The 26,218-nt window shown below is 64.9% G+C and carries 25 protein-coding genes; 11 read left to right on the top strand and 14 right to left on the bottom strand.

Annotated elements, in window-relative coordinates; all coding sequences use genetic code 11:
• Positions 1-50: 50 nt before the first annotated feature.
• Positions 51-2,945 carry a TonB-dependent receptor gene (locus tag ACK4R0_RS04720; protein ID WP_409671004.1) on the bottom strand — a complete coding sequence of 965 codons (2,895 nt, stop codon included), beginning with the start codon at positions 2,943-2,945 and terminating at the stop codon, positions 51-53.
• Positions 2,946-3,185: 240 nt separating this feature from the next.
• Between ACK4R0_RS04720 and ACK4R0_RS04715 the strand changes: the two genes are divergently transcribed.
• The gene (locus ACK4R0_RS04715; protein WP_409671001.1) at positions 3,186-4,532 is read left to right on the top strand and encodes a polysaccharide lyase family 1 protein; all 1,347 of its coding nucleotides are present in this window, start codon (positions 3,186-3,188) and stop codon (positions 4,530-4,532) included.
• The gene (locus ACK4R0_RS04710; RefSeq protein WP_409670998.1) at positions 4,529-4,960 is read left to right on the top strand and encodes a cupin domain-containing protein; all 432 of its coding nucleotides are present in this window, start codon (positions 4,529-4,531) and stop codon (positions 4,958-4,960) included. The genes ACK4R0_RS04715 and ACK4R0_RS04710 overlap by 4 nt, the downstream gene beginning before the upstream one ends.
• Here ACK4R0_RS04710 and ACK4R0_RS04705 read toward each other — a convergent pair.
• The 5 genes from ACK4R0_RS04705 to ACK4R0_RS04685 all read right to left on the bottom strand — a co-directional run bounded on the left by ACK4R0_RS04705 (position 4,929) and on the right by ACK4R0_RS04685 (position 10,021).
• Entirely contained in the window at positions 4,929-6,470 is a 1,542-nt protein-coding gene (locus tag ACK4R0_RS04705) for a carboxylesterase/lipase family protein (protein WP_409671618.1), read from the bottom strand. The genes ACK4R0_RS04710 and ACK4R0_RS04705 overlap by 32 nt on opposite strands.
• Positions 6,457-7,467, bottom strand: a complete 1,011-nt coding sequence (locus ACK4R0_RS04700; RefSeq protein ID WP_409671615.1) for a sugar kinase — start codon at positions 7,465-7,467, stop codon at positions 6,457-6,459. The genes ACK4R0_RS04705 and ACK4R0_RS04700 overlap by 14 nt, the downstream gene beginning before the upstream one ends.
• Before the next feature lie 2 nt (positions 7,468-7,469).
• Positions 7,470-8,228: a 2-dehydro-3-deoxy-D-gluconate 5-dehydrogenase KduD gene (kduD, locus tag ACK4R0_RS04695; RefSeq protein ID WP_409670995.1), complete on the bottom strand. Its 759-nt coding sequence runs from the start codon at positions 8,226-8,228 to the stop codon at positions 7,470-7,472.
• Positions 8,229-8,249: 21 nt separating this feature from the next.
• Positions 8,250-8,888 (bottom strand): RpiB/LacA/LacB family sugar-phosphate isomerase, encoded by a 639-nt coding sequence (locus ACK4R0_RS04690; protein WP_409670992.1) that lies wholly within the window; start codon positions 8,886-8,888, stop codon positions 8,250-8,252.
• A gap of 122 nt (positions 8,889-9,010) precedes the next feature.
• Positions 9,011-10,021 carry a LacI family DNA-binding transcriptional regulator gene (locus ACK4R0_RS04685; RefSeq protein WP_409670990.1) on the bottom strand — a complete coding sequence of 337 codons (1,011 nt, stop codon included), beginning with the start codon at positions 10,019-10,021 and terminating at the stop codon, positions 9,011-9,013.
• A 165-nt stretch (positions 10,022-10,186) separates the two neighbouring features.
• Between ACK4R0_RS04685 and ACK4R0_RS04680 the strand changes: the two genes are divergently transcribed.
• The 4 genes from ACK4R0_RS04680 to ACK4R0_RS04665 all read left to right on the top strand — a co-directional run bounded on the left by ACK4R0_RS04680 (position 10,187) and on the right by ACK4R0_RS04665 (position 14,438).
• Positions 10,187-11,686 carry a UxaA family hydrolase gene (locus ACK4R0_RS04680; RefSeq protein WP_409671613.1) on the top strand — a complete coding sequence of 500 codons (1,500 nt, stop codon included), beginning with the start codon at positions 10,187-10,189 and terminating at the stop codon, positions 11,684-11,686.
• Between the two features lie 85 nt (positions 11,687-11,771).
• Positions 11,772-12,587, top strand: a complete 816-nt coding sequence (locus ACK4R0_RS04675) for a 2-keto-4-pentenoate hydratase (RefSeq protein WP_409670987.1) — start codon at positions 11,772-11,774, stop codon at positions 12,585-12,587.
• Positions 12,588-12,659: 72 nt separating this feature from the next.
• Positions 12,660-13,970: an MFS transporter gene (locus tag ACK4R0_RS04670; RefSeq protein ID WP_409670984.1), complete on the top strand. Its 1,311-nt coding sequence runs from the start codon at positions 12,660-12,662 to the stop codon at positions 13,968-13,970.
• A gap of 81 nt (positions 13,971-14,051) precedes the next feature.
• Complete coding sequence (locus tag ACK4R0_RS04665) at positions 14,052-14,438, top strand: hypothetical protein (RefSeq protein ID WP_409670981.1); 387 nt, start codon at positions 14,052-14,054, stop codon at positions 14,436-14,438.
• A gap of 247 nt (positions 14,439-14,685) precedes the next feature.
• Here ACK4R0_RS04665 and ACK4R0_RS04660 read toward each other — a convergent pair whose 3' ends face one another.
• From ACK4R0_RS04660 to ACK4R0_RS04635, 6 genes are all read right to left on the bottom strand, one after another.
• Entirely contained in the window at positions 14,686-15,108 is a 423-nt protein-coding gene (locus ACK4R0_RS04660) for a hypothetical protein (protein ID WP_409670978.1), read from the bottom strand.
• A 93-nt stretch (positions 15,109-15,201) separates the two neighbouring features.
• The gene (locus tag ACK4R0_RS04655) at positions 15,202-15,888 is read right to left on the bottom strand and encodes a Crp/Fnr family transcriptional regulator (protein WP_409670975.1); all 687 of its coding nucleotides are present in this window, start codon (positions 15,886-15,888) and stop codon (positions 15,202-15,204) included.
• Between the two features lie 121 nt (positions 15,889-16,009).
• On the bottom strand, positions 16,010-17,065 hold the full coding sequence (locus tag ACK4R0_RS04650) for a mechanosensitive ion channel family protein (protein WP_409670972.1): 1,056 nt from the start codon (positions 17,063-17,065) through the stop codon (positions 16,010-16,012).
• Positions 17,066-17,136: 71 nt separating this feature from the next.
• Positions 17,137-17,931 carry a ZIP family metal transporter gene (locus ACK4R0_RS04645; RefSeq protein ID WP_409670969.1) on the bottom strand — a complete coding sequence of 265 codons (795 nt, stop codon included), beginning with the start codon at positions 17,929-17,931 and terminating at the stop codon, positions 17,137-17,139.
• A 44-nt stretch (positions 17,932-17,975) separates the two neighbouring features.
• Complete coding sequence (locus ACK4R0_RS04640; RefSeq protein WP_409670967.1) at positions 17,976-18,848, bottom strand: manganese catalase family protein; 873 nt, start codon at positions 18,846-18,848, stop codon at positions 17,976-17,978.
• Positions 18,849-18,882: 34 nt separating this feature from the next.
• On the bottom strand, positions 18,883-19,104 hold the full coding sequence (locus ACK4R0_RS04635; protein ID WP_409670964.1) for a hypothetical protein: 222 nt from the start codon (positions 19,102-19,104) through the stop codon (positions 18,883-18,885).
• Positions 19,105-19,354: 250 nt separating this feature from the next.
• On the opposite strand from ACK4R0_RS04635, the gene ACK4R0_RS04630 reads away from it, so the two are divergent.
• The 5 genes from ACK4R0_RS04630 (at position 19,355) to ACK4R0_RS04610 (ending at position 23,437) form a co-directional block, all read left to right on the top strand.
• Complete coding sequence (locus ACK4R0_RS04630; protein ID WP_409670961.1) at positions 19,355-19,990, top strand: hypothetical protein; 636 nt, start codon at positions 19,355-19,357, stop codon at positions 19,988-19,990.
• An 80-nt stretch (positions 19,991-20,070) separates the two neighbouring features.
• A complete protein-coding gene (locus tag ACK4R0_RS04625) occupies positions 20,071-20,214 on the top strand; it encodes a hypothetical protein (protein ID WP_409670959.1) in 144 nt (47 codons plus the stop codon).
• Positions 20,204-20,689, top strand: coding sequence for a hypothetical protein (locus ACK4R0_RS04620; protein WP_409670957.1), 486 nt, complete (start codon positions 20,204-20,206; stop codon positions 20,687-20,689). The genes ACK4R0_RS04625 and ACK4R0_RS04620 overlap by 11 nt, the downstream gene beginning before the upstream one ends.
• A 95-nt stretch (positions 20,690-20,784) precedes the next feature.
• Positions 20,785-23,043, top strand: a complete 2,259-nt coding sequence (locus tag ACK4R0_RS04615) for a PAS domain S-box protein (RefSeq protein WP_409670954.1) — start codon at positions 20,785-20,787, stop codon at positions 23,041-23,043.
• A 19-nt stretch (positions 23,044-23,062) separates the two neighbouring features.
• Positions 23,063-23,437 carry a response regulator gene (locus ACK4R0_RS04610; RefSeq protein WP_409670952.1) on the top strand — a complete coding sequence of 125 codons (375 nt, stop codon included), beginning with the start codon at positions 23,063-23,065 and terminating at the stop codon, positions 23,435-23,437.
• Between the two features lie 15 nt (positions 23,438-23,452).
• On the opposite strand, the gene ACK4R0_RS04605 is transcribed toward ACK4R0_RS04610, so the two are convergent.
• On the bottom strand, positions 23,453-24,187 hold the full coding sequence (locus ACK4R0_RS04605) for a 3'(2'),5'-bisphosphate nucleotidase CysQ (RefSeq protein ID WP_409670949.1): 735 nt from the start codon (positions 24,185-24,187) through the stop codon (positions 23,453-23,455).
• Positions 24,184-26,073: a sulfate adenylyltransferase subunit CysN gene (gene cysN, locus ACK4R0_RS04600; protein ID WP_409671610.1), complete on the bottom strand. Its 1,890-nt coding sequence runs from the start codon at positions 26,071-26,073 to the stop codon at positions 24,184-24,186. The genes ACK4R0_RS04605 and cysN overlap by 4 nt, the downstream gene beginning before the upstream one ends.
• Positions 26,074-26,218: the final 145 nt, after the last annotated feature.

Raw genomic sequence — 26,218 nt, 5'->3', positions numbered from 1 at the left:
TCCTCCGGTCAGTTCAGCATGAACAGCGTAAATTCGCTGCCCGGTTATGATCAGTATTTGAAGCGCGCACCCAGGAAGAAGTTGCGGCCGAAATGGTTGTTCTCGTAATTCCGGTTCGCATCGAAATCGGTGAAGCGATAACGATAGGTGTCGAGCAGGTTGTTGCCTTCGAGCGAGATTTCCGCCCACTCGGTCAGCTTGTAGCGGATGGAAGCATCGACGTTCCACTGTGAACCATAGCCTTCCAGCACGTTGCCGGTGCCGCTGGCGCCCTCGTGATAGCGGCTGCGATAGGTGGCCATGACACGGGCCGAGAAATCGCCATCGTCATAATAGAAGGTGCCGTTGAATGCCCGCTTCGAAACGTTGGCCAGCGCCGCCGACCGGGTGACGTTGACCAATGCGCCGCCGGGGACGATCGCCGGACCCTGCAACGTGAAATCGGCGTTGCTGTCGATGAAGGTCGCATTGGCGAGAATGCCGAAATGCGAGATGAACCCTTCGGCAAAGATGCTGAACGGGATCTGCGCGGCCAGTTCGACGCCCTTCAGCTTGGCTCCGGTGCCGTTCACCGTGGTGGTCAGCGTCCAGATCGGCTGGGTCAGCAGCGCCGGGTTGAGCGCGGCGGGCGAGGAGGGGTTGAGCACCGAGACCGGCAGCCCGGTCTGGGCAAAGGTCGCCTCGGTGATTGCCGCCGACTGGGTGAAGCTGTCGACGTTCTTGATGAAGCCCGCGATCGACAGCAGCGCCTGCGGCGCGAAATACCATTCCACCGCCACGTCGTAATTCGTCGCCCGGAACGGTTCGAGGAACGGATTGCCGCTGTTGACGCGGAAGTTGAAGCCGTCGGCCGAACCGCCCGGGGTGAGCGAGCCCAGAGTTGGACGGGTGATCACTTCGGCCGCAGCCAGGCGCACGATCAGGTTCTGCGTGGGATACAGCGCCACATTGGCGGCGGGCAGCCAGTCGTCATAGCTGCGCTCGACGGTCGCTTCGACGCCGCTGACCAGGCCGTAAGACGATTGCTCGGTCTTCACATAGCGGATGCCGGCGTTGAGCGCGTATTCCAGGCCGAGCAGCTCGCCCTTGGCATCGAACTGCAGATAGCCGCCCTTGGTGGTTTCCTGCACGCCGCGGTTGTTGCCCGCATCAAGCGCCAGCGGTCGTTCGTAGAGCTTGGTAAACGCGGTCGCTGCATCGAGATTGGGGACCAGCCATGCGTTGGTGTTGCCAGCAGGCTGACCGGCCTTGCCCAGGTTGAACAGTTCGGACAGCTGCGGGGTCGCCTGGAAGCCGTAAACCGCGCTGGGGCCGAACACGCTCGATGCCGAGCAGGTGATGGTTCCCAGCACCCGGTCAAGCCCGCCATTGCCGCACACCGCAGTATCACGTGTAAACGCCTGGGTGTCGAAGTTGAACCGCCGCCAGACGACACCTGCCTTGATGGTGAAGTCCTCGGTGACGTCCCATTCGGTGCGAAGCTGCCCGGTCTTGAACCGGTTTTCGATCTGAGAGGGGCGGTCGCGGATTTCGGCGAGCTGGAACACCGCAGGATCGGTGACGCTGGTGCCGAAGGTCAGCTTCGGCCGCTTCATGTCGGTATAGTCGTAGCTATAGCCTTGTGCGTCGCGGTCGTCGAACACGATGGTGGTTTCAACCGGGATATCGGCATTGGACTTGGAAAGGCCGCCGACCAGTGTGAACCGGAAGTTGTCCGTCACGTCCTGATCCCAGGTGCCGCCGATCTGATAGAATTCGGTCGTGCTCTTGCGCAGATAATGCTCGGTGCGCACCCATGCGTCGTTGAGCGTCGCCGAGATCATGTTGTTGTTGGCGTCGTACACAGGATTGACGACGTCGATCGACCGCTCGTTGGAGCGCAGCAGCACTTCGCCCCAGCGTTCGCGGCGATCGCTGTTGAAATTGGAATACAGCCCGTCGATCGAGAACTTGGTGGCGTCGCTGGGCGCGAACTGAACCGATGCGGTGACCCCCAGACGTTCCCGGTCGTGCTTGACTTCGCCGTAGCGCGGAATGCGCGGATGGAAGGCCAGCGCGGCCTGATCGCAGGCCGCGTTGCGGCCATTCACATAGACGCCACCGGCATTGCGCACAGCGGTCGTATTCGTGGCGCTCTGCTGGAAGCACGGGGTGCCGTTGACCGAGTCAAACCGCGCCTGCGCCCAGCGCACAGTGTTGTTGCCCAGTTCCAGCACCTGCGTCTTCTGGTACGCGGCCGACACCGACACCCCGAAGGTGCCAGAGTCATTGCGCCAGCTCAGCAGTCCGGCGAGGCGCGGGCCGACATATTCCGACAGGTCGTTATAGCTTGCCACGGCCGATCCGACCGCCGTCAATCCGGCCTTGGCGGCCAGTGGGTTGCCGGTGTTGAGATCGACCACCGCGCCCAGCGAACCTTCGTCCAGGCTGGCCTCGGCAGTCTTGTGGACCACGATCGAGCTGAACAGCTCGGAGGCGAACACGTTGAAATCGAAGGCGCGGTCGCGGTTGGCCGAAGCGCCATCGGTGGAGGTGGCAACGGTTTCAAGGCCGTTGACGCGGACGCGGGTGAACTGGCTGGAAAGACCACGCACCGTGATCGAGCGGCCTTCGCCTGCGTCGCGGGTGATCGAGATGCCGGGGATGCGCTGCAGCGATTCCGCGAGGTTCTGGTCGGGAAACTTGGCGATGTCCTCGGCGACGATCGCATCGACTGAACCGACCGTGGTACGCTTGAGGTTGATCGCAGCTTCGAGCGACTGGCGAAAGCCGGTGACGACGATTTCATCGGCGGAGACGGATTCCGGTGTGGCGACCTGCTCGTCGGCGGTCGCGGTGGCGTCCTGTGCCTGCGCCGATCCTGCCGCGCCCAATGCGCAACCTGCCAGCAACATTCCCTTGAACAACGAAACGCGGCTGACCCGCAGCGAAACCTGATTGCGCATGATATTCCCCTCCAATTGCCCATTTCGGGCCTATTGCTACCGGTGTCAAAGGGGAAGACGCAGCCGCGTCACTCCATCTCAGGCACCACTGCTCCCAACTTCCGATGCCTTGACCGATGGGCATCGAGATTCCTTCCAGCCCAGCCGTCGTCGTTCCGACGGATCACGGTAACCGGTGTCATTATGTATTGCCCTCTCGCCGGGCCTCTGTCAATAACCATGGCAACGGGAGAGAACAACATGCTTGCAAGCCTTGGAAAAACCCTGTGCATCACTGTGTTTGCACTGACCGCACTCAGCCCCGCGCTGGCCGAGCCGCACCCCGCCGACCCCACGCAAGGGGGCGCAGGCGGGCGAATCATCAAGGTGACGACATTGGCCAAATCGGGCCCGGGATCGTTTGCCGAAGCGCTCGCCACCAAGGGTCCGCGCATCATCGTGTTCGAGGTCGGCGGGGTGATCGATCTCGATCGCAGTTCGATCGACATCACCGAGCCTTTCGTCACCATCGCGGGGCAGACCGCGCCTTCTCCCGGCATTACGCTGATCAAGGGCGGGATCGATGTGAAGACGCACGATGTCGTGGTTTCGCACCTGCGCGTGATGACCGGAGCGGACGGTCAGGCGCGGATGTCGGGCTGGGAGGCCGACGCCTTCTCGACCGTCGCGGCGCGCAACATCGTCGTCGAACATTGCAGCTTCCTGTGGGGGGTGGACGAGAACATGTCCGCGTCGGGTCCGCGTTTTGCCGGTAACACGGTCGCGGAATGGCGCGCCGGGACCAGCCACCATATCGTCTTCCGCGACAATCTGGCAGCAGAGGGTCTTGCGGTTTCGAGCCACCCCAAGGGCGAGCATTCCAAAGGATCGCTGATCCACGACAATGCCACCCACATCACCTTCTACCGCAACGTCTGGGCGCACCATGTCGAGCGCTCGCCATTGGTCAAGGGCGGCGCACAGGTCGCGATGATCAACAACCTGATCTTCAACCCCCAGCACCGCGCGGTGCACTATAATCTGATGAATCTCGAATGGCTGGGGCAGGAATACGTCACCGGTGAGATCACCGCGGTCGGCAATGTCATGCGCGGCGGCAACGACACCAAAGAGGGGCTGCCGTTCCTGATGCTGGGGGGCGACGGCGACCTTGCCTATTACGGCAAGGACAACCGCGCGGTCGACCGGCACGGCAATCCGCTGCCGCAGTTCGGGCGCTATGGCGAGACCCGCGCCAAGCTGATCACCGCCAGGGCGCCGCTCGCCGACCTGTCGCAATACCGCATCCTGCCGTCGGGCGAGGTCGAGACGTCTCTGCTGCAGACCGCAGGCGCGCGCCCCTGGGACCGGGCGCCCGATGACATCCGCGTATTGTTCTTCGTCGCCGAAGGGCGCGGCGACATCATCGACGACGAAAGCGAGGTTGGCGGTTACCCATCGCCGGTGGCGACCTTCGCGCCGTTCAACGAGGCCGACTGGGATATCGCCACGATGACGCCGAGGTCGGGCCGCTATCCGGGGCAGAAGGGCGCGCCGCAGGAAGCGCTCTCGGCCCGTGACCGCGAAATGCGGCAACCTCAGCCATGAGCCTGCTGCTCTCGCTGGTGCTGGCCGCCGCTCCGCCGATGGCGGTGATCGACGAGGCGGACACCGTGCGCCGCGAGCCGCCGCCGCATGGTGCGATTGGCATGAGCACCGCATGGCGGATCAGCGATCATGCGCCGCAGCCGCGCCGGATGGAGTTTCGCCGCCGCACGCTCGATGTCGGGTCCGCGATCGGCGAGCACTCGATTGCGCATGACGAGGTCTATTACGTGCTCGATGGCGAGGGCGAGGTGGTCTCCGACGGCCAGCGCGCGACGCTGAAGCCCGGGATGACCGCGTATCTGTATGACGGCGCGGTGGTCGGCATCTGGCAGAAAGGCGACAAGCCGCTTGCGCTGATCATCGCCTATCCGGTGTCAGAGCCTAGGCAAGCGCCGGTCAGCTCCCCGGCTGGACGTAAGGAGCCCTAGCCCACAGTTCGCGTTCCCAACGCCGGGGATCGTTTTCCACCATCGCCGTGCCGTCGCCCACGACCAGTGTCGCGCGCCCGGGCAGCGTGTAGGGCGACCAACTCGCGAGCCCCGGCGTGCCGGTCTTGGCCAGACCCGCAAACGCCTGCATCATCACGTCACGGGTCGTGCGTGCACCCGCATCGGTGCCGCTCATGCTGCCGGGGGCATCGAGCGTGCCGAAGACATAAGGGATATCGTCAGTGTGCGCCGCGCCGCGCAAGCGGTCGATCGGCGAGGGGCGGTCGAGCTGGTAGACCCAGGTCGCCTTCGCGCCTGCCTTTGCCCGTTCGTCCGCCTCGATCACCTGACCCGGCCACGACCGGCCCGCTGTGGTCGCGGAATAGAAGATCCGTTCGGGCGTCCAGTCGGGATATTGCGTGCGGTACTGCGCCACCACCCAGCTAACATCGAGGTCGATCTTGATTTCGGGCGTTATCCGCGCGGCGAGGTTGTCCCAGCTGAGGCCTTGCAGCTTTGGGCCCTTGGGGTCGATGAACGCGCGCGTCTCCTCGCGCGTGTTGCCCAGGATCATCGGGATGTGATTCGATTGCGGCGCGGCATCGGGCCAGAACGGATGGCGCGGCAGGTTGGTCATGTCGAGCACCGGGCCGAAATAGACCGGCCCGCCCATGATCGGATCGGGAGCGGTGAGCGCTTCGACGATGCGTTCGGATGGGACGGTCAGCAGACTTTCGGCATCGCCCGGCTGCAACCCCAGCGCCGCGATCAGCGCCTGCGTCCGTTTCCAGGCATTGCCCGGACCGCTAGCGGTCACCTGCTGGCCGCTCATCGTCGCCGCGCTGTGAAACAGGCCATCGGCTGCGGGCATCGCCATCAGCGTCGCGATCTTCGCGCCGCCGCCCGACTGGCCGAACACCATCACGCGTGCCGGATCACCGCCAAAGCCTGCGATATTGTCGCGCACCCATTGAAGTGCGAGGATCAGGTCGAGCTGGCCAAGGTTGCCGCTATCGGCAAAACGCTCCCCCAAGGGTTTGAGCCAGGCATAGCCGAGCGCATTGAGCCGGTGGTTGACGGTCACAACGACCATGTCGCCCGCCGCCGCGAGCCTTTGCCCGTGCGTCAGCGGATCGGTGACGGTGCCGTTGGAGTAGGCGCCGCCGTGGAAATAGACCATCACCGCGCGCTTGGCGTTCGCATTTGCCTCGGGCGTCCAGACGTTGAGGAACAGGCAATCCTCGGACTGCGGCAGGTCGGGGTTGCCCCGCTGCGGCGCGATCGGGGCGAAGTCCTGTGCCTTGATCGCGCCATCGGCCACCACCGGCAGCGCGCGCGCGAACCGCTGGGCGCGGCCATAGCGGATGCCCTTGAAGGCCAGCACACCCTGTTCGCGCAAGCCGGTAAAGCGCCCTACCCTGGGGTCGGGGGCCTTCGCCAGCGCCGGAGTGCCAATCAGCGCCGCACCAGCGCCCAGCAGCGAACGCCGGGAAAGCTCAGCGCCGGACATCGCCACCGGCGGACGAGAATGCCGCCAGCTCGGCCGCGCCGATCAGGCACATGTCGCCGGGCAGCGAATGCTTGAGCGCGGCGAGCGCCAGCCCGGTTTCGGCCATCGCCTGGGCATCGCCGCCTTGCAGATACTGGTGCAGCACGCCTGTGGCAAAGGCATCGCCGGTGCCGATCCGGTCGATGATGCCGGTGACGTCGATTTCGGCGGTCTGGTGCTTGGACTCACGGGTATCGACCCGCGCCGCGATGCGATGGTGATCGCTGCTGACCACATGGCGCGCGGTCGAGGCGACCAGTTCGAGATTGGGGAAGGCCGCGAACGCCGCATCCACCGCCTCGCGCCGCCGCTCGGCGCCATCGCCCGAAAAGGTCTTGCCCAGCAGCAGCGAGATATCGCGGTGGTTGCCGATCAGCACGCTTGCAGCGCCGACCAGATCGGTGAGGATGGCGCGCGGGTCGCTGTCCCAGGCGTCCCACAAAAGCGCGCGGTAATTGCCGTCGAAGCAGATCGGCACGCCCGCCGCCTGCGCCGCAGCAACCGCAGCGCGGGCGAGCGCGACACCGTTCGGCCCCAATGCCGGGGTGATCCCCGACATATGCAGCAAGGCCGCGCCTTCGAGCGCGCCATCGAAATCGAAGGCATCCGCGTCGCACTGCGCAAATGCCGACCCTGCGCGATCATAAGTGATCGAGGAAGGACGCAGCCCGGCGCCCGGCTCGAGGAAATACAGCCCCATCCGCCCCGCACCGCGCGCGACGAAGCGCGTATCGACACCCGCCGCGCCAAGCTCGGCGCGCGCCTTGTCGCCCAGCGGGCTGTCCGGCAGCAGTGTCACCATCCGCGTTGCCTGGCCCAGCGAGGCGAGCCCGGCGGCGACATTGGCCTCCGCACCGCCGACCGCCATCTCGAGCGCCTGCGCCTGCACGATCATCCGCACGCCGGGTGGCGAGAGACGCAGCAGCATCTCGCCAAAGCAGACGATCGGTCCGGTCATGCTCATCGCGCGAGCCAGCCGCCATCGACCGCGAGCACATGGCCGGTCACGTAATCGGATGCGGGCGATGCCAGGAACAAGGCCGCGCCCGCAATATCCTGCGGTCGGCCCCAGCGGCCTGCGGGGATGCGCTCCATGATCTGGCGGTTGCGGGTCTCGTCCGCCTGCAGCGCGGCGGTGTTGTTGGTGGCGATATAGCCCGGCGCGATCGCGTTGACCTGCACGCCCCTGGGCGCGAGTTCGTTGGCCATCGCCTTGGTCACCCCGCCGACGCCCGATTTGGCCGCAGCATAGCTCGGCACCCGCACCCCGCCCTGGAAGGTCAGCAGCGAGGCGATGTTGATGATCTTGCCCGATCCGCGTTTCGCCATGTGCCGGGCCGCAGCCTGGCTGAGGAAGAACAGGGTCTTGAGGTTGGTGTCGATCACCGCATCCCAGTCCTCCTCGCCGAACTCGAGCAGATCGGCGCGGCGGATGATGCCGGCGTTGTTGACCAGGATATCGATGCTGCCGAGCCCGGCCAGTGCCTCATCGATGACCCGGCCCACCGGCTCGATCGAGCCGAAGTCGGCGGTGATGTTGACCGCCTTGCGTCCGGCCGCGTGAATCGCCGCCAGCGTTTCGGTCGGCTCGGAACGGCCCGCCACCGCGACATCGACGCCAGCTTCAGCGAGCGCGACCGCGATCGCCTGGCCGATTCCGGTGTTCGCGCCGGTGACGAGCGCGGTCCTGCCCGCAAGATCGAAGGGGCTGGTAGTCATGGTCCGTGTCCCCCTCAGGCCTCAGCCCGTGATGCCCTTCAGATACGCCGCCATCTCCTGGTCGGTCGCGTTGGCGTAGAAGTACTCGGCAAAGCGCTCGCCTGCAATCGCTGCCTTGAGCAAACCCTGATCGACGGTCTTGAGCACGGTCAGCATGTCATGGCAGGTCGCAGCCTTGAGGTCTTTCAGGATCCCGCGGTTGGTGCGCATGATCTCGGCGCGCTCCTTGGGATAGCCCAGCCCGCGCTCGCCATCGAACAATTTGCCGTAGACATCGCGCAGGTTGAGCTCTGCCGCCCAGCCGAAACCCTTGGCATAGGGCATCGAGATGGCGTTGCCATCGTTGATCTGGCCGAACAGGAACGCGTCGGTCGGATCGATGACCAGGCCGCAGAAAACGCCAGGCATGGCGTTGCAGGCGAGCATCGATCCCATTCCGGTGCCGCAGCCGGTGACGACGAAATCGGCGGCACCCGAGTTGAGCAGGATGCCGGTGAGCAGGCCGTTCATGACATAGGTCAGCGACGCCTTGTCCTCGGCGGTGTACATTCCGTAGTTGAACACCTGGTGGCCCAGCGGCTCGGCGACTTCGGTCAGCGCTTCGTGGATGATGGCGTTCTTGGCAGCCTGGCTGTTCTCGGTGATCAGGGCGATCTTCATATCAATCCTCTCGTTCATGGCGCGGGTTCGCGCCGGGGCTGGAGCCCGTTGCTGAATTCACGGTAACCGGTGTCATACTGACGCGCAACCCCATAAACAGGTTCGGCGGCGGTGGGTGGCTCTCATGCGACCGAGGCGCGCTCGATCAGGTCGGAGAGGAAATGCGAGGGGTGCTTGCGCGCCTCGGCCGGGTCGATCAGCTTGATCGCCGCTGCCTTGGCCATCGCCTGGATCGGCCAGCGCACGGTGGTCAGCGGCGGCCAGATGTGCGCGGCGATCGCGGTGTCATCGAAGCCGATGATCGACAGATCCTCGGGCACCGACAGCCCTTGGCTGCGCGCCGCGTGCAGCACGCCTGCGGCCATCTCGTCGTTGCTGGCGAAGATCGCGGTCGGGCGCGGCGAGGCGGCGAGCAATTTTTCGCCCGCGGCAATTCCGGTTTCGAAGGTATAGCTGCCCTCGGCCATAATCGCGGGGTCGAGCGCGAGTCCGGCGGTTGCCAACGCATCGCTATAGCCCAGCGCGCGCTCGGCGGCGGAGCGGAAGCCCTCGGGGCCAGCGACGAAGCCGATGCGGCTATGTCCGCGCCCGACCAGATAGGCGACCGCCTTGGCCACCGCCTCGCGGTCGTTCGAGGCGACCATGTGCGCGTCGTCGTCGAGCCGGACAGAACCCATGCGGACATAGGTCACGCCCAGTTGCTCGCACAAGGCGGCGAGCGCGTCATTCTCGGAAATCGGTGGCAGCAGCATCACGCCGAACAGGCGTTGCTGCTCCAGAAAGTTGCGCACATCCTCCAGCATCGTCGGCGAGCGGCGGTTGACCGGGCGGACGACCAAGGCGAACTCGGTGTCGCGGATCGCCGACAATATGCCTTCCTGCACCCCCAGCACCATCTGCGCGTTGGGGTTGTCGTGGATCAGCCCGATCAGGAAGTTGCGCCGCAGTGCCAGTGCGCGCGCCTGCGGGTTGGGGACATAGCCAAGCTCGGCGATCACCGCCTCGACCTTTTCGCGCGTCGCGTCGTTGAGCAAAAGCGAACGGTTGATCACCCGGCTGACGGTCTTTTTGGAAACGCCGGCGATGCGGGCGACGTCATTGATGGTGGGCTTGCCCTCCTTCGCCTTGATCACGCCTGTTCCGCCTCATCTTTTACTACACCGGTGTCAGTGCGGCTTTCTCCTAGCCGCAGCGGGCCGGTCATGGCAATGCCGCGCGCATTGACACCGGTTACCATGGCGCTATCCATAGGCGAAACCATAATGGGGAGAATCGCGCTGCAAGGTCCAACCGCCCGGATGCCCGATGCGCTGCAGGTGCACGCCGCCGACAGCGTCGCGGTGGCATTGCGCCCGCTTGATGCTGGCGAAACTGTCGTCCTGAGCGGGGAACACATCACCTTGGGCCAGTCGGTGGAGCAAGGGCACAAGCTGGCAATCCGCGCGCATGGCCAAGGCGATGCGATCGTGAAATACGGCCTGCCGATCGGCCGGGCGACCCAAAAGATCGCCCCCGGCGATCATGTCCACAGCCACAATCTGGTCACCGCTCTGGCGGGCGAACTGGCCTATGGCGCGCATCGCAGCGATGGTCCGGCGACCATGGTGAATTCTGGCGGTCCGCTGTGGCAAGGCTATCGGCGCAGCGACGGCCGCGCCGCGACGCGCAACGACATCTGGATCTTGCCCACCGTCGGCTGTGTCGGCCTGACCGCCGAGCAGGTCGCGCGCGCCGCCGAGACGCGCCACGCAGAAGCGATCGCCCAGGGCCGGATCGATGGCGTGTTCGCTTTCTCTCACCCGCATGGCTGTTCGCAACTGGGCGATGACCTGGGCGGGACGCGGGCGTTGCTGGCGGGTCTTGCCGCCAACCCCAATGCGGCAGGCGTGCTGCTGATCGGGCTGGGGTGCGAATCGAACCAGCTTGATGCCCTGCTCGCCGCGATCCCGGAATCTGCGCGCACCAAGGTGCGCACGCTGTCGTCGCAGGGCGTGGGTGACGAGATGGCTGCCGCAGCGGCTTTGGTCGACGAACTCGTCGCAGACGCATCGACCGCCCGGCGCGAGCCGCTGCCGCTGTCCGCGCTGGTCGTGGGCCTCAAATGCGGCGGATCGGACGGATTTTCCGGCCTCACCGCCAACCCGCTGCTGGGCCGGTTCAGCGAGACGCTGGCCGCGTGTGGCGGCACCCCGGTGCTGACCGAAATCCCCGAGATCTTCGGAGCCGAACAGGCGCTGCTCGACCGCGCGGTGGATACCGCGACGTTCGAGGCCGCCGCCGCGCTCGTCAACCGGTTCAAGCGCTATTATCTCGACCAGGGGCTGCCGGTGTCGGAAAATCCATCGCCTGGCAACATCGCCGGCGGCATCACCACGCTTGAGGAGAAGTCCGCCGGTGCGGTGCAGAAGGCGGGAACCGCGCCACTGACATCGGTGCTCGATTATGGCGAGCAGGCGACGCTGCCCGGCCTCGCGTTGCTCGAATCGCCGGGCAACGATGCGGTGTCCTCGACCGCTCTGGCCGCTGCGGGGGCGACCTTGGTGCTGTTCACCACCGGCCGGGGAACGCCGCTCGGCTTCCCGGTGCCGACGGTCAAGGTCGCTTCGAATCGCGCGCTGAGCGTGGCCAAGCCGCACTGGATCGATTTCGATGCCTCGCGCGCGCTCGATGAGGGTCAAGAGGCCGCCGATGCGGCGTTTCTCGAAGCGCTGATCGGTTTTGCCAGCGGACAGAAAACCGCCGCCGAAAACGCCGGGCAGCGCGCCATCGCGATCTGGAAGAAGGGCGTGACGCTGTAGCCGGACAGGCCAAGGAAACGCCGCCACTTGCGAATGACACCGGTTTCCTTTACGCAGCCGGTCAACAGAAGGACTAAGAATTGGGATGGGGAAACAGTTGACCGTGAACACGCAGGCCGATGATGTCGCCATGGCCTTTGTCAGCGCCCGCCGCGAGGCGCGCGCGCTGGACAGCTATCCCGGCACGAAGCCGCAGGAGCTGCAGGCAGCCTACACGATCCAGGATCGCGCCATTCAGATCGACGGGCGGAAAGTGGTCGGCTGGAAGGTGGGGCGGATCAATCCGCCGCTCGATGGCACGCTCGGTTCCAACCGGCTTTCAGGCCCGATCTTCGCCGATTCGGTGATCGATGCCGCTGGCGGCGAGGTCCCCGACATGCCGGTGTTCGTTGGCGGATTTGCCGCTGGCGAGGCCGAGATGCTGCTGCATGTCGCGCCCGGGTTCAACGGCGCCGTCCCCACCGACGATGCGGGCACCAAGCTGCTGCTCGACGATATCCGGCTGGGAATCGAGATCGCAAGCTCGCCATATCCCGGCATCAACACCGATGGCCCGCCGGTCACCGTGTCCGATTTTGGCAACAACGCCGGGCTGGTGCAGGGTCCTGCGCTCGAAGGCTGGCGCGATCTCGATCTGTGCGCGATTCCCGTGCGCAGCGAGATCGACGGGCAGACCGTTGGCGCGGCGACCGCAGCCGACATGCTCGATGGCCCTTATGGCGCGGTGCGCTTTTTGCTGACCAACCTGATCGCGCGCGGCATGGATGTGTCGCAGGGGCTGTGGGTTTCCACAGGAGCGATCACCGGGGTGCATGAAATCGGCATCGGGCAATCGTTCCGCGCGGTGTTCGAGGGCTGCGGCGATGTCCGCTGCCGGGTGGTTGCGGCGACTCCCCGCTAACGCGGCACGCCGGTTTGGGAATGGAAGGGGCGGACCGGTAAAAGCCTGGCCGCGACCGATTGGAGAGTGAACATGGTCGAAGCCACAACCGCCGCAGGCCCCAAAACCGGCAGCCCGCCGGTGCTGGATGCCGCCGCCGCCAATGCAGGCCGCTATCGCTGGGTGATCGTTGCGCTGCTGTTTGCGGCGACCGCGGTCAATTACATCGACCGCCAGATGATCGGGGTGCTCAAGCCCACCCTGGTCGCGGAATTCGGCTGGACCGAAAGCGATTTCGCCAATATCGTGTTCTGGTTCCAGGTCGCCTATGCGATCGGCTATGTCGGCTTCGGGCGCATCGTGGATGTGGTCGGGGCGCGGCTGGGCTATTCGATCGCGATCATCATCTGGACGATCGGCCATATGGCGCACGGCTTTGCCACCGGGGTCGCCAGCTTTGCCGCCGCACGCTTTGGCCTGGGCATCGGCGAGAGCGGCAACTTCCCCGCCGGCATCCGTGCGGTTACCGACTGGTTCCCGCAGCGCGAGCGCGCCTTTGCCATCGGCCTGTTCAACGCCGGCGCCAATGTCGGCGCGATCATCACGCCCTTGCTGGTGCCGGTGCTGGTGCTCTATTTCGGCTGGCGCTCGGCGTTCTTCATCACCGGCATCTTCGGCGTCGTCTGGCTCGCCGCCTGGTGGTTCATCTATCGCCACCCGTCCGAGCACAAGCGCGTCTCGCCCGGCGAGCTAGCCTGGATCCAGCAGGATCCCGCCGATCCGGTCGAGCAGATCGGCTGGAGCCGCCTGCTCAGCGTTCGCGAAACCTGGGCCTATGCTTTGGGCAAGTTCCTGATCGATCCGATCTGGTGGTTCTTCCTGTTCTGGCTGCCGGGCTATCTGTTCGAGCGGTACGACATGGATCTCAAGACCTTCGGCCTGCCGCTGGCTGCGATCTACCTGATCTCGGACTTCGGTTCGATCTTTGGTGGATGGATGTCCTCGCGGCTGATCAAGGCCGGGCGCACCCCCAATTTCGCACGCAAATCGACGATGCTGCTGTGCGCGCTCGCCGTCACGCCGATCTGGTTTGCGCAGGATATCGACAGCGTTTGGGGTGCGGTGCTGATCATCGGGCTTGCCACGGCAGCGCACCAGGCTTTCTCCGCCAATCTCTACACCCTGCCATCGGATGTTTTCCCGCGTGGCGCGGTGGGATCGGTGATCGGCATCGGCGGCACCGTCGGAGCGCTGGGCGGCATGGGGATGGCGCTGTTCACCGGCTATATCCTCGACAGCACCGGCAGTTATGAGATCCTGTTCGCGATTTGCGCCAGCGCCTATCTGCTGGCGTTGCTGGTGGTGCATCTGCTCAGCCCCAAATTGGCGCCAGCCAGCGTCTGAGCGATAGGCGCGCAGCAACGTCCGTCGGGCTTTCGCGTATGTGCGGCAGGAACTCCCCGTCGCACATCAAGGACGCATGACATGGCAGACACGCAAAAGCCCACCGACCAGACGCCCACCGACCAGAAGGGGGACGGCGCGCAGATCGATAGCCCCGCGCACATCAACCAGTCGCAGCAGGATGCGCCCAGCGCGAACGACGTCGCCGAAGAGGCGATGCACCGCGCCAGCGACCGCAGCGAGGACAGCGAAAAGGGTGGATCGTCGGGCATCTCGGTGACGCCGCAGGACGAGCCGGATCTGGTCGATCGGATGGATCAGATGGTGAGTTCGGGCCATATCGACCTTGGCGCCTTCGATGGCGAGCGCAACGACGATGACGAGGAAAGCCCGCTGGGTACGCTCGATCCGGACGAGAACGACAGCCCCGGAGAGGCCGACATCACCAGCTTCGGCAACCACGGCTGAACAGAGCTTCATCGATCGGGGCCTTGGTGATCGGGCGGAGGGGCGGGTCATTCCGCCCCTTTGCACATATTGAGGTCGCTGCCGGCAGTGTCGTCGCCAGATGGCGGCCCACACGGCAAAAAATTACCCCGGACCAGAACGGGAGCAAACGTCTGGTCCGGGGATAGGGTACCTGGACAGCGCCCGCTGGGCGCCGGTCCGAGGTTATCAGGCTGGCGGCGTCGAATGAACGCGCCGCCGTCCGTGCTTATTGCGGTGGTGTGTTGCGATCCGGGGTGGTTCCGGTGCGGTTGCCCGTGCCGGTATCGGTGGTCGCGCCAGTGCCCGTTCCGGTACCGCTGGTGCCCATGTTGGAACCGGTGGCGGTGCCCGGCGATCCCATCGTGTTGCCCATGGTGCCATCGGGGCCCATCGTGCCACCGGGGCCCATGGTGCCATCGGGGCCCATCGTGCCACCGGGGCCCATCGTACCGTCGGGGCCCATCGTGCCGACAGCGCCGTTGCCGTTGGTGGTCGGCATCTCGTCCGGCGCCATCATGGTGCCGTCATCGGTGGTCATCGTGTCGTTCTGCAACTCGGTGTCGGTCATGGTCGTGCCATCGGGCTCGCTGCTGCAGGCGGCAGTGGCGATAAGGGCCGGCAGGGTCAGCAGAATAGGTAAACGCTTCATAATTCTTTCTCCTTCAATCGGGTACTGGATCGACGCCAACGAGCAGTATTCGTTCCAACCGGTCATCGCTTTGGCGCGCAAACTTGACCCATGCTAAGAAATTGCTTCGTCCAGATAGCCTCCGGTATAGGCGCAGGTCGATGCGAGATGGCTGAAATCGGGAATCCGCAACCTTCGGCGCTGCAGGTCGAGCAGCTTGATGTCTTTCATCGATCGCAAGGTCCTGCAGACATGGACTGCGGACATTCCGGTGAAGTCGGCAAGGTGCTGCTGCGACAGCGGGAAGGCGCACTCGACGTCGCAGGTCTTGTCCTTGCGCCGGATCCGCAGGTAAAGTTCGCAGAACAGCTGCGCCAGCCGCTCGGCCGCCGGCCGTCGTCCCAACGTCGCCAGCCACGCCGCCTGCGCTTCGAGCCGCAACAGCGAGTCCACCGCGACGCAATGGGCGAAGTCCGCGTTATTGCCCAGTTGCTCCTCGATCACGCTGCGATCGATCGAGATCGCCTTGATCGCCGTCAGCGCGCTGACCGTCTGGCCTGCCGATGTGGAGACCAGCCATCCCAGATCGCAAAGGTCTCCGGGCAGGTAGAAATGCGAGATATGGCGGCGGCCATCGGGCAGCTGGCTGTAGCGGGCAGCCCAGCCCTCCTGCAGCAGCAGGATCGCATCGGGCCGCTCGCCGCGCTGCACGATATGGTCATGGCGCTTGAGGCTGACCTCGGTGCCCGATCGGCGTATAAGCCCGGTAATGGCCTTGAGGTTGTGTGATCGCGTCGGCATGCGCATTCCTTTTCTGTTGCCGCCCGCCATAAATGTTCGACCGCTGCCGCACTTTAACGCAGATTGGTGCAGCGGGAAAAAGCTCGGCGGAGCACCGAGAGCCTGGCTGCGGCGGGCAATTTCAGTCGCGGGCCATCGGCTCCAGCATCAGGCGATCGCGCTTGAGCGATCCAGGCGAATTCCGGGCGATATGGCGCAGCACCGCTTCGCGCACATCGCACCGCATTTCGAAGAGGTCGGAACCGTTGCGCCCGCTCATCAGGACGCGAAGTTCCAGAACCTGGGCGGTCATGTCGGTGACCTGCAGCACTGCGACCCGCTGGTCCCATAACTTGTGACTGCGCACCTGCTCGATCGCAACGCTGCGAATGTCTTCGACATCGGCGGCGTGGTCGACATACAGCATCACCGTGCCCAGCAGATGGCTGGTCTCGCGTGTCCAGTTCTCGATCGTGTCGTCGAGCAATTTCGATACCGGGATGACCAGCCGCCGGTCGTCCCAGATCTTGAGCACGACATAGGTCAGCGTGATCTCTTCGACGCGGCCCCATTCACCATTGTAGACCACGACATCGTCGATGCGGACAGGCTCGGTAAAGGCAAGCTGGATGCCGGCGACCAGGTTCTTGAGAAGCGGCTGTGCGGCAACGCCGAAGGCAAGGCCTGCAATACCGGCCGAGGCCACCAGCGCGACGCCGATCTCGCGGACGGCGGGGATCTTGAGCAAAAGCAGGCCAACGCTGACCAGGATCACCACGATCGTCGCGATCCGGGCCAGGATGTCGGCCCGCGTCCGTCTGCGCCGCGCCGTCAGATTATCGAGCGCGGCGAGATCAGAAAGCGCGTTGATATAGCCGTGCACGAAGCGGATGATGGCGATGACCAGCCAACCCCAGAGCATCGGCAGGATGATCCGCACAGCGCCGACAATCAGATCGACATAATATGGCTCTTCGGCAGCGACAACGTCCGACGACAGCAAGGCAAAGCTGATCATGATCCAGCGCAGCGGATGATAGATGCACGCGATCAGCGCATCATCCTGGGCGGTATGCGTTCGCTGGGCGATCCGTTTCAGGACGAACACCAAAGCCAGATGCGCCAGCAACGCGCCAGCGACCAGCGCGCCGATCACGATCGGCGTGCGCGCCATCATCCAGACATCGGCAATGTTCATTATCCTACTCTACGTCTGGTCACCGATCATCGATCCATCGGCCGGCAGGCTGCCGATGGATCGATGGACGGTCAGCCCAGCGTCACATCCAGAAACATCATCACAGCAAGACCCGCCATCAGCGCAGGCGTCGCCGAGCCATGCTCGATCCTGCGGCTGGCCTGCGGGATGATGTCGGCCATCACCACGAACAGCATCGCGCCTGCCGAAAAGCCGAGCGCCCAGGGCAGCATCGCCATCGATGTCTGGACGATGGCGACGCCGATCAGCCCGCCCACCGGCTCGATCAATCCGGTCGCGAGCGCGGCCAGCATGCACCGCATCGGGCTCCACCCCAGGGTCGAAAGCGCGGCGGCAACGGCCATGCCTTCGGGAATGTTCTGGATGCCGATCCCCAATGTGGTCGCCCAACCCAGTTGCAGGTCGCCCGACATGAAGCTGACCGCGACAGCGGTGCCTTCGGGGATGTTGTGCAGCGTCACCGCGATGACGAACAGCGCGATGCGGTGCTGTTCGCCGCTCAGCGCCTTTATCGTTCTTTTGCCCTCGAAGCCTGGCCTGCCTGCGGTCGCCAGCTCGATCAGCCGTCCAAGCTGTGCCATCGCCATCGCCCCCAGCAGCACCGCCCCGATCACCATGGCTGCGGCCACCGGGCGCGACGACCCGGTCATCTGGGCGCGTTCGATCCCAGGGATGATCAGCGAGAAGAACGCAGCGGCAATCATCACGCCTGCGGCAAAGCCCATCAGCAGGTTGTGCCGCCGCTCGCTCGGCGGTCCGCCGAACGCCACCATCGCCCCGCCCAGACCGGTCATGCAACCGGCGGCCAGGCTGGCAGCCACGCCAATAGCTGCCAGCTCAAGCATCGCGCACGCGCGGCCGGACGGGGACCATGGTCATGGTGTCGGGATCAGGACTGGAGCGAGCCCAGGTCGGCGCCGGTCAGCGGGTCCTTCGACGGATCGGACGATGTCCGCGACGCCATCGCCTTGACCGCGGTCATTTCAGCGTCGGACAGCTGGACCTTGGCGTTGCCATCGCCCCCGTCAAGCGGGCCTGCGGCAACCACATCATCGATGCGTTCCCACTCCTCGCCGCTGTTCCACGGTCCGTCGGCATCACCCATGCCGGTCGAGCTGTTGACGTAAAGCGAATCGAACTGGGGAACACCCTGAAGCTTGCCCGGCGGGAAGTTGTCCTCGATCGAGTACAGCGCCTTTTCGAACGATTTCTGGTGCGCGATCTCGCGGGTCATCAGGAAGCCGAGAGCGTCCTTGATGCCTGGATCGTCGGTCACCGCGATCAACCTTTCATAGACGATCTTGGCGCGCGATTCGGCAGCGATGTTGGACCTGAGGTCGCAGGTCGGGTCACCACGCGAATCGACATAGGCCGCGGTCCAGGGCACGCCCGACGAGTTGGTGAGCGCAGGTCCGCCACCATAGAGGATGCCCTGGGTATGGCTGTTGCCGCCCGCGGTCAGCGACCGGTAAAGCTCGGCTTCTTCCAGTGCGGCTTCGGCCAGCTGGCCCTTGGCCCCCTTGTTGAGCATCGCGACGATCGATCCGATGATCTCAAGATGGCTCAGCTCTTCGGTGGCGATGTCGAGCAGCATGTCCTTGCGACCGGCGTCATCTTCCGCCAGCCCCTGGGTGAAATAGCGCATCGCCGCGGCTAGCTCGCCATCGGGTCCGCCGAACTGCTCGAGCAGCAGCGAGGCCAGCACCGGGTTGGGCTCGGCGACGCGCACGGTGTATTGCAGCGCCTTGTTGTGGGTAAACATACGGTAATTCCTCGTCGTTCCGCCGATCGGCGTTTCAGGTGCGGGGGTAGACGTTAGCGGTTGTCGCCGTGGCGGTCGGAGCCGTGGTGGCGGTCGCGACATCATTGTCCCGGTGGACGGGGGTGCCGTCCTGGTAGCGCAGGCGCGGCATGGTGTTGCCACGCGGGGCGGGCATTGCGAGGCTGATCAAGGCGCCGATCACGGGAACACCCATGATCCACAGCGGCAACAGTGCAATTCCGAACAGGCTTGTCATATGCTTCACTCCTCGTGAGCCGGGATCAACGAATCCGGGCGGGGAGGTGCAAGGCTGGGCCTTTCGGAACGGCGGCCCAATAACATGGGTGACCATTCGGGGTTCTTTCGCCGGAAGCGGCGAGCGTTCACCTATGTAAGGCCGGGCTGGCGGGCGGTGGGTTAAGGTGTCTTCACGCTTGTTCCGGAGCCATTGCGAAGCACCGACGCCTTGTGGCGCCGCCGGATAAGGTGGCTGATCATCAGCCGATATGTCCGTTCAGGAGGACGATCCGGATCGTTTCAAGCCCGTCATGACCCAGAGCAACACCCAGAGCAACACCGCGCGATTTGAATTTCGATGCTGGCCCGTCGCGACCTCGCGCGCACCGCCGCTGCAGGACCTGCTCGGGCCGGCGGCGCCCGAGCGGCGCACCGACCTGTACGTCGTGCTGCCGCGGCGTACCGATCTGCTGTGCAAGTTGCGCGATGGCGAACGTTTGCAGATCAAGACGCTAGCCGCGCGCGACGGCCGTCTGGAATGCTGGACCATGCCGCTCGATTCGGCATTTCCGCTGGACCAAGCCACGCGGCAGCTGTGCAGCGAGCTGCTCGGTGCGCCTCCGGATCAGATCGCGGCCGCCAGCAGTGCTGCGTTCGTGCAGCGCATGCAGCAGGCTGGTGTGGCTATCATGCCCATGCGCAAGACGCGGCGGCAGGCGATGGTGGATGGCGTGAAGCTCGAATCGACGCTGGCGCGGGCGCAAGGCAGACTGCGCTGGACGGTCGCGCTGGAAGGCCGCGACGCACCGGCCCTGGCGACATGCATCGGCATGCTCGGCCTGTCGGGATTGCCCAACGAATCCTACGCCGTGTGGCTGGCAGACCTCCTGCGGCAAAGCCGCTGACCGCGCGGGACGCGGCGGAAATCTGGGGAATGCCAACACATGTGATGATCGCAGTGTTCGGGCAGACTTAAAACGTGACCATGAACCAAGACCATCTTGCGCCCGCCGCGCTGCGCCAGCGACGCGTTCCGGGCGCCACCAACATGCTGTCGGTCGTCACGATGGGCATTGCTGCTGTCCGTGTGGGGACGGCGCTGAGCGCCTGCGACCACTATGGCATCTGACGATTCCAGGACCCGATCGCGGCAGCAACTGCTGATCGTCGCGCTGCAGGATCTGTGGCAGGCGCGACGCGTGGTCCGCGACCGCATGGCATCGATAGAAGACGCGACGGTCGATCCCGAAACACGGGCGGTGCTGCGCGATATCCGCGTTTCGGCCAGTGCCGAGCAGGACATTTTGGTCGATCTGGCTTGCGATGCCGGCGACACGCCCAATTTGTGGGCGGTGGGCATCCTTGACGATGCCTGCCGCGATGTCGCGACGACGCAGCAAGGCGCGGTCCGCGACATCGCGCTGATCGGAGCAATCCGCAAGCTGCTCGCCGCCGATATCGTGTCGATCGAGACAGCGCTGCAGTTGGGACTGCCGCACGGGAGTACCGAGCGATACCGGCTTGCCAAGCTGCAGACCGATGCTGGCGACCGCGACCGGTACCTGCTGGCGCGGCTCAAGGCGCTGACCCGAGAGAGCGCATAAAGCCTTGCCTCGCCGGAACCTCCCCGCGTTTCGATACGTCCCTCAAGCGAGCAACCAGATCGTCCGCACACGCCCCAGCATGAAACCAGAAAAGCATGGCCAGCCAATCCCAGAACAACCGATATCAGCAAGCGCTCTCCCAGTTCGGCGATTTCGTTCTCGATTCTGATGATCTCGACGCAATTCTGAACGAGGCTTGCCGCCTCATCGCCCAGGGGCTCGATGTCGATCTGGCCAAGGTGATCGAGATCGACCGTGAGAGTGACACCGGGCTGGTCCGGGCAGGCGTGGGTTGGCGCCCGGGCGTGGTGGGCAGGGAGCGGGTCGATCTGTCGGAGAAATCGTCCGAAGCGTTCGCGATCGAGATTTCCGAGCCGGTGATCACCCAGGACATCGCCAGTGAAGACCGGTTCGAGTTTCCGCAGTTCCTGCTCGATCATGGCGTCGCCGCGCTGGTCAATGTGCCGATATTCCTGTCTGGGCGCATTCCCTACGGACTGCTGCAAGTCGATTCCCGCAAGCCGCGCGCGTTTGGCGAGCCGGATATCCAGTTCCTCAAGACCTATGCCATGATCCTGGGCCCGGCGATCGACCGGCTGAGGACGGCTGCCGCGCTCAAGACTTCGGACAAACGTCTGCAACTGCTCGATAACGCGCGTGCCTATGTGATGCTGATCAGCGATGCCGACGACACGATCACCGGATGGCTTGGCGGATCGGAAGAGATACTGGGCTGGTCGTCGGACGAAGCCATCGGCCAGTCCGCCCACATGATCTTTACCGACGAGGACCGCGCCGCGAACGTGCCAACAATGGAATTGGCGCGCGCGCGCGAGCAAGGCGCTGCGGCCGATGTCCGCTGGCATCAGCGGCGCGATGGCTCGCGCGTCTTTCTCGACGGCCAGACGATCGCCGTCAGGGACAGCGAAGGCAGGCTCGAAGGCTATCTCAAGATCGCCCAGGACGTGACCGAAAGGGTGCAGACCGAGGCGGCGTTGAAGGAAAGCGAGGAGCGGTTGCGCCAGTTCGGCGAGGCCTCGCAGGACATATTGTGGATGCGCGACGCGCACACCTTGCGGTGGCGGTACCTGACGCCTGCGTTTGAAGAGATTTACGGCCTTGCCCGCAGCGAGGCGCTCGAAGGCGACAACTTCCGCAACTGGATCGACCTGATCGTCGAGGAAGATCGGCCAAGAGTGCTCAAGGCCATCAACCGCGTGCTGGGCGGAGAGCACGTGACATTCGACTATCGTATCCGGCGGCCCGCAGACGGATCGTTTCGCTGGCTGCGCGACACCGATTTTCCGATCACCAACGCCGATGGCGCCATTACGCTGATCGGCGGCGTCGGCCACGACCTGACCGAGTTGCGCGAGACGGAATTGCGGCTCCAGGTACTGATGGAGGGTATTCCCCAGCTGGTCTGGCGCGCCGATGCGCAAGGCGGCTGGACCTGGTCCAGCCCGCAATGGACCGATTATACCGGTTTTTCAGAGGCCGACAGCATCGGCGACGGCTGGCTGGAGGCGTTCTATCCTGATGACTGCGAAGCCGTCCGCAAGGCGTGGCGCGATGCGCCGCAGTCGGGCAAGTTCGAGGTCGAGGCGCGGATCTGCAACGCTGCCGACAAGGAATATCGCTGGTTCCAGACCCGTGCCGCCCCGGTGCGCAACGAAAGCGGGGCGATTATCGAATGGCTCGGCACTTCCACCGACATTCACGAGATCCGCGACCTCCAGAGCCGGCAGCAGGTGCTGGTCGCAGAGCTCCAGCACCGCACCCGCAACCTGATGGCGGTGGTGATGTCGACATCGGAAAAGACGATACGCGCGAGCAGCACGCTGGGAGAGTTCCGCGAGCGCTTCGGCAGGCGCCTGGAAGCCTTGTCGAGGGTGCAGGCGCTGCTTTCGCGGCTGGCCGAGGACGAGCGCGTTACATTCGATGAATTGATAGCGGCCGAGCTCGAGGCGCTCGACGGCGCATCGGACCAGGTCAGCCTGATGGGCCCGAAGGGCGTGCGGCTGCGATCATCGACCGTCCAGACACTGGCGATGGCGCTGCACGAACTGGCCACCAATGCGATCAAATACGGGGCGCTGGGCCAGCCGACGGCCAAGCTGGAAGTCCGCTGGTCACTCGAACGCATCGGGGTCGATGGTACCCCCTGGCTTCATATCGACTGGCGCGAAACCGGGGTGACCATGCCGACCCAATCGCCGGCGCCAAAGACCGGCGGCCATGGGCGCGAGCTGATCGAACGTGCTTTGCCCTATCAGCTCGATGCCAAGACCAGCTTCGTGCTTCAGCCGGACGGAGTGCATTGCACCATCCTGCTTCCGGTATCGACGAACTGATGCAGCAAGGATCACGATCATGACCTCATCCCCTTTGAACACATGCCGGATTCTGGTGGTGGAGGACGAGTATCTTCTCGCCGACGAACTGCACATGGAGCTGGAGAGGGTCGGCGCAACCGTCGTCGGCCCTGCGGCGGGGCTTTCCGAGGCGCTCGCGCTGATCAACGCGACACCGGATATCAACGGTGTTGTGCTCGACGCGAACCTCAAGGGCGAAATGGTGTTTCCGGCAGCCGAACTGTTGCAGGACCGCGATATCCCGATCCTGTTCGTCAGCGGCTATGATGCGATGGTGATCCCGCCGCGCTTCAAAGAAACGCCCCGCTGCGAAAAACCGATCGGGGTCCGCCGCATCATCGATGCGCTGGCGCGGGCGATGGATCGCCGCTGAATCGGGAAGGGGCGTCTATCCGATCAGCTCCAGCACCCTTTGCGTCCATTCGGGGCGGCAGATCAGCAGATCGGGCATGTATGTGTCGGCCTGGTTGTAGCGCAATGCGCTGCCATCGGCGCGGCTGACATGGAGGCCGTGCGCGGCGGCGACCGCGACGGGGGCGCAGCTGTCCCATTCGTACTGGCCGCCGGTGTGCAGGTAGATATCGGCTTCGCCGCGGACGATCGCCATCGCCTTGGCGCCTGCGCTGCCCATCGCGATCAGTTCCGCACCGATCTGTTCGGCAACCCGGAGCGCCTCGGCTGCGGGGCGGGTGCGGCTGACCACCATGCGGGGGGTGGCGGGAGCGGCAGGCAGCAGCTGCGGTCGGTCGGAGCGCAAGACGACACCCAGCCCGGGCAGCGCGACCGCGCCGATGGTCGCCACGCCGTCGATGGCGAGCGCGACATGCACCGCCCAGTCGGCGCGCTCCTCGCCATATTCGCGAGTACCGTCGACCGGGTCGACGATCCACACGCGCGATTTGGCGAGCCGGTCTGCGTTGTCCTTTTCTTCCTCGGAAAGCAGCCCGTCCTCGGGCCGCTGCGCGCGCAGGGCGTGGCACAGGAACTGGTTGGCGGTCTGATCGCCAGCCACGCCCAGCGCCTTGCCCGTGAACATGCCGGAAGCGCGGACGTCCATCAGCAGCCTTCCGGCGGCTTCGGCGAGATGCGCGGCCAGCTCCGCGTCGGTCAGCGCCTGGTTCATTTCAGCGGCAGAATCTGGCGGACGATGTATTCGGCAGCCGCTTGCGGGGTCATCTCGACGGTGTTGACGCAGATCTCGGGCGCGATCGGCGCCTCATAGGGGCTGTCGATCCCGGTGAAGTTCTTGAGCTGGCCTGCGCGCGCCTTCTTGTACAGCCCCTTGACGTCGCGCGCCTCGGCGACCTCGAGCGGGGTATCGACGAAGATCTCGATGAACTCGCCCTCTGGCAGCATCGAGCGCACCATGTCGCGTTCGGCGCGGAACGGGCTGATGAACGCGGTCAGCACAATGAGCCCGGCATCGGCCATCAATTTGGCGACCTCGCCGACGCGGCGGATGTTCTCGATCCGGTCGGCCTCGGTAAAGCCCAGGTCCTTGTTCAGCCCGTGCCGGACGTTGTCGCCATCGAGCAGGAAGGTGTGGCGGTTCATCAGGTTGAGCGACTTTTCGACCTCGTTGGCGATGGTCGATTTGCCCGATCCCGAAAGCCCGGTGAACCACAGCACGCGGGGCTTCTGGTTCTTGAGCGCGGCGTGTTCGTCGCGGCCGATGTCGGTCGCCTGCCAGTGGACGTTCTGCGCGCGGCGCAGCGAGAAGTGCAGCATCCCTGCACCGACGGTGCGGTTGGTGATCTTGTCGATCAGGATGAACCCGCCGAGCGAGCGGCTTTGCGCATAAGGCTCGAACACGATCGGCTTGTCGGTGGCGAGTTCGGCGACGCCGATCTCGTTGAGCTCCAGCGTCTTGGCCGCCAGCTGCGAGCCAAGACCGGCGGGATCGTTGACGTTGACGGTGTATTTGGGCTTCTGCACCGTTGCCGAGACGGTCTGCGTACCCAGCTTGAGCCAATAGGGGCGGCCGACGCGCATCGCATCGTCATCCATCCACACGATCGTGGCTTCGAACTGGTCGGAGACCTCGGGCGGCGCATCGGCGGCGGCGATGACGTTGCCGCGCGAGCAATCGATCTCATCCGCAAAGCAGACGGTCACCGATTGGCCGCACACGGCCGCATCGAGATCACCATCCAGCGTAACCACGCGGGTGACCGTCGAGGTCTTTCCCGAGGGCAGCACCCGCACCGCATCGCCGGGGCGGACGGTGCCGGTCGAGATCAGCCCCGAAAAGCCCCGGAAGTCGAGATTGGGCCGGTTGACCCATTGCACCGGCATCCGCAGCGGCTTGTCCTGATCGAGCGTGGTGTCGATCGCCACGGTCTCGAGATGCTCGATCAGCGGCTTGCCGCCATACCACGGCGTATTGGCGCTGTGGGTGGTGATGTTGTCGCCCTTGAAGCCGCTGATTGGCATCGCGACGAAATTCTCGATCCCGATCTCGGCGGCAAAGGCGGCGTAATCGGCGACGATCGCGTCGTAGCGCGCCTGGTCGTAGTCGATCAGGTCCATCTTGTTGACCGCGAGCACGATGTTCTTGATGCCGATCAGGTTGCACAGATAGCTGTGCCGCCGCGTCTGGACGAGCACGCCCTTGCGCGCATCGATCAGGATCACGGCAAGGTCGGCGGTCGATGCGCCGGTGAACATATTGCGGGTGTACTGCTCGTGCCCCGGGCAGTCGGCGACGATGAACTTGCGCTTTTCGGTGGCGAAGAAGCGATAGGCGACATCGATGGTGATGCCCTGCTCGCGCTCGGCGGCGAGGCCATCGACCAGCAATGCGAAATCGATCTCCTGCCCTTGCGTGCCCACGCGCTTCGAATCCGCCTGCAGCGCCTCGAGCTGGTCCTCGAAGATCATCTTGCTGTCGTACAACAGCCGCCCGATCAGCGTCGACTTGCCGTCATCCACCGACCCGCAGGTGATGAACCTGAGCAGGCTCTTGTGCTGGTGGATCTGCAGATAGCTGTCGATATCCTCGGCGATCAGCGCGTCGGTGACATAAGCCCTCTCCCCTTTAGGGGAGAGGGTTGGGAGAGGGGGCTGGCCGGGTTGTGCCGAGGCGCCGTGGGGGGGGCCGCCCCCCCCCCCGCCCCCCCACCACGGGGGGGAGGGCCGAGTGAGTAGTGAACAA

Origin of the sequence: Blastomonas sp., from assembly GCF_046294995.1 — a bacterium.
GTDB lineage: Bacteria > Pseudomonadota > Alphaproteobacteria > Sphingomonadales > Sphingomonadaceae > Blastomonas.
This window is presented reverse-complemented; position numbering and strand designations above follow the sequence as displayed.